Source organism: Bacillus sp. FG16, assembly GCF_057809515.1.
The window spans coordinates 1-14,245 of record NZ_JBMDKC010000062.1 but is presented as its reverse complement, the minus strand read 5'-3'; the positions used below and the strand labels follow the sequence as shown (position 1 = coordinate 14,245).

At 39.7% G+C, this 14,245-nt stretch carries 14 protein-coding genes; all 14 read right to left on the bottom strand.

Going from position 1 to position 14,245, the window contains the following annotated elements; genetic code table 11:
• Positions 1-168 precede the first annotated feature (168 nt).
• The gene (locus ACODS7_RS20710) at positions 169-1,176 is read right to left on the bottom strand and encodes a LytTR family transcriptional regulator DNA-binding domain-containing protein (RefSeq protein WP_043935875.1); all 1,008 of its coding nucleotides are present in this window, start codon (positions 1,174-1,176) and stop codon (positions 169-171) included.
• Between the two features lie 98 nt (positions 1,177-1,274).
• Positions 1,275-2,294: a stage II sporulation protein D gene (gene spoIID, locus ACODS7_RS20705; protein WP_016079662.1), complete on the bottom strand. Its 1,020-nt coding sequence runs from the start codon at positions 2,292-2,294 to the stop codon at positions 1,275-1,277.
• A 206-nt stretch (positions 2,295-2,500) separates the two neighbouring features.
• Entirely contained in the window at positions 2,501-3,805 is a 1,305-nt protein-coding gene (gene murA / locus ACODS7_RS20700; RefSeq protein ID WP_000411275.1) for a UDP-N-acetylglucosamine 1-carboxyvinyltransferase, read from the bottom strand.
• A 39-nt stretch (positions 3,806-3,844) separates the two neighbouring features.
• Positions 3,845-4,549 carry a YwmB family TATA-box binding protein gene (locus tag ACODS7_RS20695; RefSeq protein WP_000767913.1) on the bottom strand — a complete coding sequence of 235 codons (705 nt, stop codon included), beginning with the start codon at positions 4,547-4,549 and terminating at the stop codon, positions 3,845-3,847.
• Between the two features lie 51 nt (positions 4,550-4,600).
• Entirely contained in the window at positions 4,601-4,837 is a 237-nt protein-coding gene (locus tag ACODS7_RS20690) for a DUF1146 family protein (RefSeq protein ID WP_000057889.1), read from the bottom strand.
• A 203-nt stretch (positions 4,838-5,040) separates the two neighbouring features.
• Complete coding sequence (gene nuoN / locus ACODS7_RS20685; RefSeq protein WP_327907684.1) at positions 5,041-6,555, bottom strand: NADH-quinone oxidoreductase subunit NuoN; 1,515 nt, start codon at positions 6,553-6,555, stop codon at positions 5,041-5,043.
• 7 nt (positions 6,556-6,562) lie between these two features.
• A complete protein-coding gene (locus ACODS7_RS20680; protein WP_016079660.1) occupies positions 6,563-8,065 on the bottom strand; it encodes an NADH-quinone oxidoreductase subunit M in 1,503 nt (500 codons plus the stop codon).
• Entirely contained in the window at positions 8,062-9,924 is a 1,863-nt protein-coding gene (gene nuoL, locus ACODS7_RS20675; RefSeq protein ID WP_098629796.1) for an NADH-quinone oxidoreductase subunit L, read from the bottom strand. The genes ACODS7_RS20680 and nuoL overlap by 4 nt, the downstream gene beginning before the upstream one ends.
• A 30-nt stretch (positions 9,925-9,954) precedes the next feature.
• Positions 9,955-10,269, bottom strand: coding sequence for an NADH-quinone oxidoreductase subunit NuoK (nuoK, locus tag ACODS7_RS20670; protein ID WP_000100079.1), 315 nt, complete (start codon positions 10,267-10,269; stop codon positions 9,955-9,957).
• The gene (locus tag ACODS7_RS20665; RefSeq protein WP_098629797.1) at positions 10,262-10,786 is read right to left on the bottom strand and encodes an NADH-quinone oxidoreductase subunit J; all 525 of its coding nucleotides are present in this window, start codon (positions 10,784-10,786) and stop codon (positions 10,262-10,264) included. The genes nuoK and ACODS7_RS20665 overlap by 8 nt, the downstream gene beginning before the upstream one ends.
• A complete protein-coding gene (gene nuoI / locus ACODS7_RS20660) occupies positions 10,783-11,202 on the bottom strand; it encodes an NADH-quinone oxidoreductase subunit NuoI (RefSeq protein WP_000677191.1) in 420 nt (139 codons plus the stop codon). The genes ACODS7_RS20665 and nuoI overlap by 4 nt, the downstream gene beginning before the upstream one ends.
• Before the next feature lie 25 nt (positions 11,203-11,227).
• A complete protein-coding gene (gene nuoH, locus ACODS7_RS20655; protein WP_098629798.1) occupies positions 11,228-12,229 on the bottom strand; it encodes an NADH-quinone oxidoreductase subunit NuoH in 1,002 nt (333 codons plus the stop codon).
• On the bottom strand, positions 12,229-13,329 hold the full coding sequence (nuoD, locus tag ACODS7_RS20650; protein WP_029443660.1) for an NADH-quinone oxidoreductase subunit NuoD: 1,101 nt from the start codon (positions 13,327-13,329) through the stop codon (positions 12,229-12,231). Before nuoD ends, nuoH begins: the two co-directional genes overlap by 1 nt.
• A 2-nt stretch (positions 13,330-13,331) precedes the next feature.
• Positions 13,332-14,245: NADH-quinone oxidoreductase subunit C (locus ACODS7_RS20645; protein ID WP_488827445.1), on the bottom strand; the 914-nt coding region annotated here is incomplete at its 5' end.

Sequence of the window (14,245 nt, the reverse complement as noted above, 5' to 3'; positions counted from 1 at the left end):
TGTTTTTTCTTCTTTATAGATGAAAGTCGCTTTAGCGCTTTTCGTTTGTTTGTTTCGCTTTTCTTGACTCAATCATATGAAAAACAAAGGGATTACGCAGTAAAATACCGGTAAAAGGAGTATTTTTACCGGTGAATGAATCGCATGTTGAGCTTATTGGAGCACTTTTTATAGCCCAATCACGCCTTTTAATTCATCCATTCGTCCTTTTGAAAGTGGAATTGAACTTTTTCTTTCGTCGTCTAAAATTAAGCTAAAACTGTTACGAGTCCAAGTAATCACTTCTCGTACTCTTTGTAAATTCACAAGATACGAGCGATGACATCTAAAGAAACCAAAACCTGTTAATCTTGCTTCTAGTTCACTTAATGTTAATGCGCATACGAAATCCCCTTCACGAACGTGAATATGTGTTACTCCGTTTTGCGTTTCAATGAAATGGATTTCCATCGGATCAAGTAAAATGATTTTATCGTTCACTTTCGCTGGTATTCTTTCTAACTTCATTTGCGGAATCATTTGAATGACTTTTTCTTCATCGACTTCTTCCACTTCCTCTTGCTCAATTTCTATCTTTTTCACACCATCGTTGTTTAATATGTATACATCCTCTGTTAACGAAAGGGCATCTGATAGAAATGATGACGTAATAAAGATTGCCTTTCCTTGTTCTTTCATTTTCATGATTGCTTTTCGAATAATAACCGTACTCTCTGTATCTACATTTTGCTCCGGTTCTTCTAAAATGACTAAATCCGGATTATGAATCATAATTCGTCCAATATGAAGACGACGCTTCTCTGAAAATGATAGTTTTTCTATCTTAACGTTTAGCTTATCTAAAAGGCCGACATATTGTACAATTTCTTCCGTACTCATATTCGATTCATAAAGACCTAGTAAAAACTTAAAGTATTCCTTCACCTTCAAACGATCATATGCCTCATCTTTCAAAAAACAAAAACCGATGCGGGAATAATTTTTCTTTCCAATTGCTTTACCTTCAAATAGCACATTGCCAGTTGAAGCTTCTTCCTCACCAATCATAATACGGTGCAACACTTTAGCTGTATGGTTATTACATTGCAAAACAATACATTGTCCTTTCTCAACCTTTAGCTCAATTGCCGGTAACTGGTTCGTCTTCCCTAATTGTTTCAACTCCAGTAGCGCCATTTCGTCTCCCCCAAATACTTTTTATCCTATTATACCAAACAATTAATGGAAAATTATGATATTTTAAACAGAAAAAATAGGTGCCAGAGTTCTGACACCTATTTCTTCACCATCAATTTCCCTTCATAATCATTCATCGTCTTTATTTCAACGCCTTTATAGTAATGGGCGACGATATCTGTATATTTCTTGCCTTCTGCTGCCATGCCGTTCGCCCCGTATTGACTCATACCAACGCCGTGACCGAAGCCTTTCGTTGTAATGATGATTTTATCTCCTTGTTGTTTCCACGTGAAATCAGAAGAACGTAAATCTAACTTTTCACGAACTTCTTTTCCTGTTAATGTTTTTCCTTGAAAAGCTACATCCTTTACGCGCTTTCCTTCCGTAAGGTCTTTAATGTTTCCAACCTTCCCGTCTGCTAGCACTTTCACACCGAGACGTTTTTGAAAATCAGCTACTGTAAATGTTTGCTCGCTCGTAAACTTTGGAGAAGCTTGATCCCACGGACTATCTACACTTTTCAAGTACGGATAATCATTTCCCCAATAGTCAGCTGCATTTTCTGTTCGGCCATTACTCGTTGAAAAGAAGGATGCTGAGATTGGTTTTCCATCATACGTTAAAACTTGTCCTGCGGTTTTCGAAACGGCTTCTTCGATTTTCTTTAAATTATTTTCGTAGTTATTACCCCATTGTTTCTTCAATTCTTCTTTACTTTTGTACACTTGATCTTTCACCGTATCTGTCACGTCCGCATTGTTTTTCTTTCCTCCGCTCAGCATACGTTGCACCACGAATGTTCTCGCTGCTAATGCCTGCGCCTTTAGCGCCTCTATTTCAAAACTGGCATTCATCTCAGAAGCTACTACACCGGTCACATACTCCTCCATAGGTAATGATTCTACCTTCTTTTGTTTCTCACGATATACAGCAACTTGAACAGCTGTATCTACTTTTCCTGGAGCTGGTATACTTTCTATCGCTGGAGGAGTTTTAGAGGCCGTTTCTTCCCCTACTTTTGCTTTCGCAAATGGGATAACAAGGGCTGCAGGTACAATGATAACGAGCGCTATTAAGAGCGCTACTGTAATAAAAAGTGGCTTTGAAAATTTCATCCTATTTTCCCCCAATATAAAAGCTTTACTCCATTCATTCTTATGGAACAACTCTTTCTTTTAGAACATACTTAAGGGGAAGAGCATAAAACGGAAATTTTCTAAATATTTTTACTGGTACGTGCATAAGTATAGAATTTATTGACTATAACAGTAATAACCCAAAAAAAGAGCCCCTATGTCAAAAGACATAGAGACTATTTCAATTAAGCGTGAAGATCAGAAACTTCTTGTTCTTTCACTTCTTCTACTTTTTCGTTTACACGTTCAATAGTTGCACCTAATGCAGCTAATTTCTTATGGAAATCTACATAACCACGGTCAAGATGTTTTAACTCAGTTACACGAGTATAACCTTCTGATACTAAACCAGCTAAGATTAATGCAGCTGCAGCACGTAAATCAGTTGCGCCTACTTCAGCACCTTGTAAGCTGTTTGGACCGTTCATAATAACAGAACGACCTTCAATTTTAATATCAGCATTCATACGACGGAATTCTTCAACGTGCATAAAGCGGTTTTCGAATACCGTTTCTGTAATCATGCTTGTTCCATCAGCTTGTAGTAATAATGCCATCATTTGTGATTGCATGTCTGTTGGGAAACCTGGGTGAGGCATAGTTTTAATATCAACCGCTTTTAACTTATCTGGGCCGATAACACGTACACCTTCGTTTTCCTCAATGATTTTAACACCCATTTCTTCCATTTTCGCTGTAATTGAGCGTAAATGTTCAGGTACAGCATTTTCAATTAAGATGTCTCCACCAGTAATTGCTGCTGCAACCATGAATGTTCCCGCTTCAATACGGTCAGGAATAATAGAGTGGTTTGCACCATATAATTTATCAACGCCTTCGATACGAATCGTTCCAGTTCCAGCTCCGCGTACTTTCGCTCCCATCGCATTTAAGAAGTTAGCTAAGTCAACGATTTCTGGTTCTTTCGCTGCGTTTTCAAGAATTGTTGTCCCTTTTGCTAATGTAGCTGCAGACATAATGTTTTCTGTCGCGCCTACGCTTGGGAAGTCTAAGTAGATTTTAGCTCCTTTTAGTTCTCCCTCAACATATGCCTCAACAAAACCGTTACCAACCTGTACTTTTGCTCCCATTGCTTCGAAGCCTTTTAAATGTTGGTCAATTGGACGTGAACCGATTGCACATCCACCAGGAAGTGCAATACGAGCACGACCGTTACGTGCTAATAATGGTCCCATTACTTGAACAGATGCACGCATTTTACGTACATATTCAAATGGTGCTTCAATGTTTAGTTCTTTAGAAGAATCGATTGTTACTTGATTATTTTCAAATACGACTTCAGCATTTAAATGACGTAATACCTCATTAATTGTGTATACATCAGACAAAACTGGTACTTCAGATAGTACATTCTTTCCATCACTCGCTAATAGGGCTGCAGCGATTATAGGTAATACAGCATTTTTTGCGCCCTCAACACGCACTGTGCCGTTTAACCGCTTTCCGCCACGGACGATGATCTTTTCCAAATTATTCCCCTCCGTGTCCTTTTTTCAGTATCTATTCACTCAATACTCAGAAGTTATGATCGGTGTGCCAACCACAATTGTATCTTTGTTGTCTGTAGAACGTATTGCTATTTGCACATTTATTTTCTCTCTATTTGTTGAAAGAGCGTCATCCCACTTTTTATTGTATGCGGAGACTGACACAAATGCTCTTTCTTCTACTTGTTCGATCGCTCTTGCTGAAAGATCTTTCAAAACCTGATTGGTTTTATTTTGCAAAACACCTTCAATCTTATCATTCAGTACACCTTGAACACAAGTGTAAATTATAGGTTTTTCACTAAAAATTTTATTCACTTTTTGAACATACTTCGGGTCCCATTTCGCCCCACTTACTTCAAAGATAATGAAAGTGTTTTCTTTAGTATTTTCTTTACTCCAAGTTACTACTACTCGTTCTTCATGAGAAGCAAACTTTTTATAGGATGTAGCTTTATATCCATCTGGAGATTGCTCTACTTCCCACTTTTGAATATTTGCCTTGTCCTTCACATCGTTTAACAACTTTTGAAACGTATGTATATTAGAAATTGTTTTTGTTTCTCTAGCTAACCATGACCATTTTTCTACTTTAGCATCATTTTTCTCTAAAGCCTTGATCATGCTCTCCATTTTCTGTTCATCGCTTATCGGTTTCATCTCTCTATATCCAACCAAAAATAAAACAACACTAAGTGCAACAATAAGAATGGCTTTAAGCTTCAATTTCATCCCCTCCTATCCCCATTGTTAACGGAGATTTGAGGTTCTATACACTTACTTTACTAAATACGTTAAACTCTTCGAATAGCCTAAATAATCAAGGAAAAAGTTACTTACAGATGTCCCAATTGCAATTGTAATTAAGATGAGTAATACTCGCGTCTGCAACACTTTTCCGGACTTCATTAAACGCTCAATGTGAATGCCCTGCAAAGCCCACCACGTAATGGTAATAAACAATAAATGCGAAACAATGGCAATCAGTGCTTGTTGCCCTAAAAGTTGTGCCAAAAAATCGACCCCTTTTTACTCAGCTACTACTTATGAAAGAATATAAAAACGATACCATAATAAGTAGGAGCCACACTTTTTCAAATGCACATAGACATCTTACATTTTACATCGTGATTTTCTTTCAAAAAAACGTATATCTACATTACAAGTTAACACAAAATAAAAAGCGCAGAGTACTGACTCCACACCTTTTATTTTCACTATTGTACCACGTTCCCTAAGAAGAAGAAATCTTTCATTAATGGAAAATATTCATAAAAGAAATTGTACCCAATCATCGGCATAATCCCTAGTATTACAATCGAAATTGCACAAAGACTCATAACAACCTTTATATTTAACGGTAACCGTATCCTCTCTTCTGTCTCTCCGGTGCGGAAAAACATTTGTTGTAAAATACGGAAATAATATACGAATGAAACAACTGTCGTACCCATCATAATCGAAGCTAGTACGTAATGTGCTGGCTCTACATGAAGCGCGCCTAAAAAGATGTTAATCTTTCCAATGAAGCCAGCCGTCCCTGGTATCCCAGCCAGCGATAAAATAAAGATTGTCATCATGATCGCTGCAAATGGTGATCTCTTATATAATCCGGTGAAAATCGTTATGTTTTCCTTATCGTTTTGTAAGATTAAGCCGTGGATAATGGCAAACGCGCCTATATTCATAAGCATGTATGCCAGCATATAAAACCACATGCTATCCAGCGTAAATGGTGATAATGCCACAAGTGGAACGAGCAAATACCCAGCATGCGCAATACCTGAATAAGCAAATAAACGTTTTATGTTGTATTGTTTTAACGCGACTACATTCCCAACAATCATCGTAATACTTGCTAGCACCGCAATATATATACTCATATGCCCATATAAAGATTGCATATCTCCTTGTATTAATACACTTGCAAAAACCATAAGGAACAAACGAATAATGAGTAGGAACCCCGCAATTTTAGAAATCGTTCCAAGAAAAGCGGTAACAGGTGTAGTCGCCCCTTCATACACATCAGGTGCCCACATATGAAACGGCACTGTGGCAATTTTAAATGAGAGACCGACTAGCAATAAAAGAAATGCGAGAGCTAGCAATAACTGAATACCACTAGCGAGCTCCCCAGTGAGTACCTTTTGCATATCTACAATGTTAGTTGAACCTGTAATACCGTATAAATAACTCATTCCGAAGAGCGTGATCGCCGTTCCAATTCCTCCGCTAATGACATATTTCATTGCCGCTTCATTTGATGCACGGCTCTTTTTTCGTATTCCTACTAAAATATAAGAAGAAAGTGAAAGTAACTCTAAACCAACGAAAAGGGTGATAAAGTCAGCACTAGAAGCCATGAACATCGCACCAAGAAGTGCCATTAAAAATAAGTAATAATATTCGCCCTTATCTTCAATCGGATTCTTCTTATCATCGCTCATTGCGATGCATAAAATGAGAGCTGTGGCGCCTAATAACAACGTTTTAAACCCTTTTGAAAATCCATCTAACACAAACGATCCGTTTAAAATATCTCCAGCTGGTTCGCTATATAGCGTAATTAATGACACAAGTGCTAATACGATGGCAGCGATCGCACCAAGAGCTACATATCTATGATTCAACTTAAAAAACAAATCACATATGGAAAGAAGGATGGCGGCGCCGAGAATAATAAATTCTGGCACCATTAGATGCCACGATAAGCTAAGTAACGTATTCATATCCATCCTACTTCACCCCCAATGTTTTCAATGTATTTTGAAGCGGATCCCCTAGTATCTCTGGCATAACTCCAATTGCAATAATACAAAAGATAAGTAGTAAGACAGGGACATACTCCCATCCATGTATATCAGATTTTGCTTCCCACTCTTTCTTTCCAAATGTCACTTGAAGTGTCGCTCTTAATACGTATACAGCGGTTAAAATGATGCCAATCACACCGATGGCAGCAATGACGGGCTCCCCTTGAAATAAACCGAGAAAGGCAAGAAATTCGCTAACAAACCCAGACATCCCTGGTAATCCAAGCGATGCCATTCCTCCTGCTAAGAAGAAGCCGCTAAGTACTGGGACACTTTTTGCGAGTCCACCAAGCGCTGTAATGTCTGATGTTCCGAAACGTTGTTCTATAACACCGAGTAAGAAAAACAGCAAGGCTGCAATTAAACCGTGCGATACAACCTGGAATAACGCCCCTTGTGTACCCGGTGCATTAAGTGCCGCGAGCCCCATTAAAACAATTCCCATATGCGAAATACTAGAGTAAGCCAGTACTTTCCTAAAGTCCGTTTGGATGAGTGCTAAAAAGGCACCATATAATAAATTAATTACACCTAATATCGCAATTAACGTTGCAACATCGTGAAAATATTCTGGGAATAGCCCTTTTCCGAAGCGAATAATACCGTACGCTCCAATCTTTAACAAAACACCCGCATGAAGCATAACTACAGCTGGATGCGCTTCTATGTGCACATTGACCATCCAGCGGTGCAACGGAAAAACAGGTAGTTTAATTGCAAAGGCAATCATTATGGAAATAAATACACCAAGTTGCAAGCTACTTGGGATGACGAGTTCTCCTTCTGCACTTACGCTTCTTAATATCTCTTTCAGCTCCACAATATTTGTTGTACCTGTTTTCGCGAACAAAATTGAGAAAACAATGAGCAAAATAGCTGAGCCAATACCGTTATATATTAAATAACTATACGCAGCCTTTTCGCTCGACAATTTTCCCCACTTCCCAATCAATAAGAACATTGGTGGCAACGTAATTTCAAAGAAGATAAAAAACAACATTAGATTTTGAGCAGCAAAGACGCCGAGCATCCCTATTTCTAGCATGAGTAACAGCATATAAAATGCTTTTAAATTTCTTTTAATAGAAAAGGCTGCAATTGCTGCGAGCATCGCTAGAAGAGCCGTCAGCACCATCATAACAAGCGACAAACCATCAATACCGAGCTCGTAATAAATAGAAAACCACCTTTTATCCACCGCTGTAAAATCTCCGAACTTAATCCATTTCACCTTTTCATCAAATAGCGACAAACTCTTTCCAGAAGCATATGTACAAGCGAGGACGATAGCGATTCCAAATGGAAGTGCCGTCCCAAATAAGCCAAGCGCCCGCACTGTACGCAATTCCTTTTTCGGTGTTAATACAAGCAATAAAATTCCTAAAAGCGGGGAAAAAATGAAGAACGTTAACAACAAATCATTCATCGTAAATCCCCTCCTGTATAGAGCAAAATAATAACGAGTACAGCGAGCGAAACCGCCGTTACGGTACCGTACACTTGTACATTCCCGTTTTGAAGTTTCGATCCAAGATTACTTGTGCCTTTAACTACGCTTCCAATTAAAACTGCAATTCCCTCGACTACATACACTTCAAATAAGCGAAGCACATGAGCGATTCCTTTCGTAATAGGGATCACCGTCATATTGTATAGTTCATCCACATAATATTTTTTTTTCAAAAGATTATAAAGCGATGTTTCCGTACCTCCAGCCCAATCTCTAGAAATTGATTTCTTGCCATATATGAAATATGCAAGAGCGATTCCCGCAAATGAAACGAGCGTCGCAACAATCATAATCCAAACTGGCCCATGCGCTTCTTCAACCTTAAACCCTACATCTTTCGTCAACCAATCTCCGAGAAACGTCCCAAACCATGGTGTATTTATATATCCTGCCACTACTGCGAGAACGCCGAGAACAATCATTGGATACGTCATAACACGGGGCGACTCATGCACATCTTCCTTCGTCTTCGCTTCCCCAGTAAAGACAAGGAAGTATAGACGAAACATGTAAAATGCCGTTAAGAATGCCGCAATTACTGCTAATACGAATAAAAAATAATTACCATTCATCCAAGTCGCAGCCAAAATTTCATCTTTACTAAAGAACCCAGAAAGGAGTGGAACCCCACTAATTGCAAGTGTACCTATCAAAAATAGCGTACCTGTTACTTTCATCTTCTTCTGTAAACCGCCCATTTTATTAATGTTTTGCGTATGCACTGCATGAATTACACTTCCTGCTGCCAAGAATAGTAGTGCTTTAAAAAAGGCGTGTGTCGTTAAATGAAAGACACCAGCTACATAACCGGCAGAACCTAACGCGAGCATCATATACCCGAGCTGGCTAACTGTAGAATAAGCAAGTACTCTCTTTATATCTGTTTGCACGAGACCGATAGAGGCCGCAAAGATTGCAGTGAAAGCTCCAACGATTGCCACGGTCTGCATCGCCACTGTACTTGCTGAAAATAGAGGGAACATCGTCGCTACTAAATATACGCCAGCTGCGACCATCGTCGCCGCGTGAATAAGTGCCGAAACGGGCGTTGGCCCCTCCATTGCATCTGGCAACCACGTATGAAGCGGGAACTGACCTGATTTCCCCATCGCCCCGATAAAAATTAATATCGCCGTTATCGTAATCATGTAAGGAGGTAAATCCCCTGTATAAATCGCCCTAAATATTGCGTCATATTCAAAACTACCTGCGTACCAAAAAATTAAAATCATCCCGATAAATAAACCAACATCCCCAATACGGGTCATAATAAAAGCCTTTTTTGCAGCAGCCTTCGCTTCTTCTTTAAAGAAATAAAAACCGATAAGTAAAAATGAGCCAAGGCCAACTAATTCCCAAAATATATAAAGCTGTAATAAATTCGTTGATATAACAAGCCCTAACATCGCAAATGTAAAGAGTCCTAAATATGCGTAAAAGGTTGGTAATCGTTCATCACCTTTCATATAACCTTTCGAATACACATGTACAAGTAGACTCACAAGCGTAACGATAAATAACATTAAAGCTCCTAATGCAGTCACTTCAAAGCCGAATGATATATCCACATCTCCAGCTCTAAGCCACACCCACTTATGCTTCACGCTTGCTTCTGAAAACCTTTCTATTAACACAAGTACCGCAAGTATAAAGGAGAGAAAGACGAAAAAAATACTAAGTACGCTGCTTCCTTCTCTAATTTTCTTCCCGAATATAATAAGTAACAAAAACGAAACGAGTGGGAAAAGCGGTATGAGCCATGCATAATCGATCATTGTTTCCTTCCCCCTTTTTCGGTCACAATGCTATCCTTTGAGCGTATCCATTTCATCCACCTGAACTGTCGTACGATTACGATATAAAGCAATTAAAATAGCGAGTCCTACCGCCGCTTCCGCTGCCGCTACAGCCATCGTAAACAGTGAGAAAATTTGACCTGTTAAATTCGGAAATAGGCCTAATTTACTAAACGCCACTAAGTTTAAATTGGCAGCATTCAGCATTAATTCGATACAAACTAATACGATTACTGTATTCCGCTTTGTTAAAGCTCCAAATAGACCGATGCAAAACAAAATAATCGCAAGTGTTAAATATGCAGAAGCCGGAACGCTACTCATTGGAATCCTCCTCTTTCTCGTCCTTTTTCGCAAGTATAATCGCGCCAACGAGTGCTACAAGTAAAATAACTGACGTTAGTTCAAATGGAATAATATATTTTGAATAGAGAAGCGTACCGATTTGAAGTGTGTTGTTTTCATGGAGAGGTAAACTTCCTTGTGTGCTTTCATTTGCAAAATCAACATTATTAACAGCGAAATACATAACCGCTCCAAATGCTACAACCGCAAAGAAGATAATCCATTTTCGAAGAGTAAGACGCGATTCACTTTCCGCGTTATGTTTCGTTAACATAATGCCAAAAATCATAATAATTGTGATTGCACCAGAGTAAAGTAAAATTTGTGCAACGCCTATAAATTCGGCTGATAAAAGAAAATACAAACCTGCAATGCTGAGAAATGTCAGAACGAGAGCTAGCATCATGTGCATAACTTTCGTTAAGTTCAACATAAGAACACCGCCGATAATTGCAGACAAAGATAGTATAAAGAATGCTATAAACTCGCCATTCATGCCTTATTCTCCTTCCTGACGTTTTCGTCGTTTTCGTCAAGCCACTGCAAATTTTTAAATAAGTCATCACGTGAATATTCCGCGAGTTCAAAGTTATTTGTCATGACAATTGCCTCTGTCGGGCAAACTTCTGTACATAAATCACAAAGAATACAAATTTCAAAATTAATATCATACGTGTCGATAATTTTCCCTTTTTTCGTAGGATCCGGATGTTTCTTTCCTGTTAACTGAATACAGTCTGTCGGACAAATGTTAGAGCATTGATTACAAACAATACATTTCTCCGGATAAAATTTTTGAATCCCCCGAAAACGGTCTGGCAACGGCAACGGTTGATTTGGATAATCATACGTTACCTTCTTCTTGCTCAAATTACTTAATGTATATTTTAATCCTTTAAATAGTCCTTTCATCTCTTACTGGCACCCCCCTCATAGATTAGAAGAATAACTCCTTAATCAATGCCGTTAAGAAAATATTTGCAAGTGCAATCGGCAATAATACTTTCCATCCAAACTCCATTAACTGGTCACCTCTTATACGCGGGAACGTAACGCGGAACCAAATTAATAGAAAGACTACACTACTAAATTTCAAAGCAAACCATACCGCACCTGGTATAAATCCAAGAAACATGACTGGATTCCATCCGCCTAAAAAGAGCACTGTAATTAACGATGCCATCCCGAAGAAATATACGTACTCTGAAAGCATGAAAAACGCCCAGCGAAAACCTGAGTATTCCGTATGATATCCAGAAACAAGTTCTGACTCCGCTTCCGGCAAATCAAATGGCGTCCTATTTAACTCTGCAACTGCTGCGATTAAGAAAACGACGAAGCCAATTGGCTGTACGAAAATGTACCAAACCTTCTCCTGCGCCGCTACAATCTCATTTAAATTCAGGCTACCAGCTAGCAAAACGATACCAATTACACTCATTACGAGCGGAATTTCATAAGAAATCATTTGCGCCGCCGCACGCATCCCTCCTAAAAGGGAGTACTTATTATTCGATGCCCATCCCCCAGTTACGACACCTATCGTCGTAATACCGGAAACAGCAATATAATAAAGTAGCCCGACTCCAATATCTGCAAATTGAAATTTATCAGTGAACGGGATAACTGCAAGCACCATAAATGCTGGTGCAAATGCAATGACAGGCGCTAATATAAACAGCGGTTTATCTGCTGCTTTCGGAATACTATCTTCTTTCACTAATAGTTTTAAAACATCAGCTACCGTTTGCAGTAAACCGAATCGGCCTCCAACCTGATTTGGTCCAATCCGCCCTTGCATAAACCCCATCACTTTCCGTTCTGCCAAAATTCCATATGTAACGAAGCCAAGGACTGCAAATAGTAGAAGTACCGCTAATCCGAAAAAAATGAAGAAATTCGTCCAGCTTGAAGGTGATTGTAAGAGCGTCTCAATCATTAGCCATCAACCTCCCCAAGTACAATATCAACTCCACCTAAAATCGTAATTAAATTAGCGATATTTTCACCTTTTAATAACTTCGGTAAAATTTGCAAGTTATAAAAAGATGGCCTACGAAACTTCAAACGGTACGGCTCTTTCTTTCCGTCACTAGCGATATAACAACCAATCTCTCCGCGCGGCGATTCGATACGTACGAACGCTTCTCCCTTAGGTGCCTTAATAATTTTCGGTACTTTTGCCAGCACAGCTCCCTCTTTCGGGAACTGCTGAACCGCTTGCTCAACAATCTTTAAAGACTCCTCGATTTCTTGCATTCGGCAAACGTAGCGATCCCAAGCATCTCCCACGTTTCCAACAGGAATATCAAAATCAAAACGATCATAAATCGAATACGGCTCATCTTTGCGAAGATCCCAGTTTACCCCGGTGCACCGCAAATTTGCTCCGCTTAAAGAATACGAAATCGCTTCTTCCGGGCTATATATACCAACGCCTTTCACACGATTTAAGAAAATCTCATTACCGCTAACAAGATCATGATAACCTGCCAATTGCTCTCTCATATACGGAACAAACTCTTCCACCTTTTCAATCCAACCATCTGGTGCATCCCACTTCACACCGCCAACTCTCATATAGTTAAAAGTAAGCCGTGCCCCGCATAATTCATTTAATAAATTTATAATCATCTCTCGTTCACGAAACGCGTACAAAAACGGGCTTACCGCTCCTATATCAAGAAGATTCGTCCCCCACCAAACGAGATGGCTCGCAATTCTTCCTAGCTCCATCGCAAGTACTCGCAAGTATTCGGCACGCTCCGGAATTTCAAGCCCCATCATCGTCTCTACAGCATGGCAAATGACGTAATTATTCGTCATGGCTGATAAATAGTCCATTCGATCTGTATAAGGGATAATTTGCGTATACTGTAAGCTCTCAGCAATCTTTTCCGTCCCGCGATGCAAATACCCAATAACCGGTGTAGCTTCTTTAATAATTTCCCCGTCAATCTTAATTACGAGCCTGAACACACCATGTGTACTCGGATGCTGAGGTCCTACATTCAAAAGCATCTCTTCCGTGCGGATCATAGCTACACCTCCACATCATACGGTTCATAGTCTTTTCTAAGTGGATATCCTACCCAATCATCTGGCATTAAAATACGCGTTAAATTCGGATGCCCTTTAAATACAATACCGAGTAAATCGTACGCTTCTCGCTCCGGCCAGTCAGCCCCTTTCCAAAGCGCTGTCACAGATTCAACTTGCGGCGCTTCCCGGTCTAGCTTTACCTTCACCGCTACCGATTGTTTCTTACCATATGAAAACAAATGAACATATACTTCCATATGTGTCACAAAATCCGTCGCATGTAGCTCTGACATATAATCAAAAGCAAGTCCCTCATGGAATCGCAGTGACTCCATCACTTCATAATATTTTGCAGGATCCACCACAAGAGTTGGCACATCCTTTGACAGTTTATTAATGTAGGAATCTACTAATGCCCCTTCTCCTACCTTCTCCCTAATAGCCTCAACATACTGATTTAAATACGGCTGATTTACTGACGGTTCTTCCTGCTTCGGCTCATCCTCTTCCTTACCTTCAGCTCCCTTTGTCTTCGCTCTTGCAGCAGCTGCTGCTTTCGCTTTTGCCGCTGCAATTGCCTTTGCCTTTTCATCTCCCGAATCCCCATCACCTTGCGAGGCTTTCTGCTTCGCTAATGCTGCCGCTTTTGCCTTTGCTGCTGCCACCGCCTTCGCCTTCGCTTTTTCTTCTTCCGTTACTTCTTCTGTTCCTTCTCTTTTTTGCTTTGCTAACGCCGCCGCTTTTGCTTTTGCTGCCGCTGCTGCCTTCGCCTTCGCTTTCGCTTTTTCTTCTTCCGTTACTTCTTCTGTTCCTTCTCTTTTTTGCTTCGCTAACGCCGCCGCTTTTGCTTTTGCAGCTGCTGCTGCCTTCGCCTTCGCTTTCGCTTTTTCTTCTTCCGTTACTTCTTCTGTTC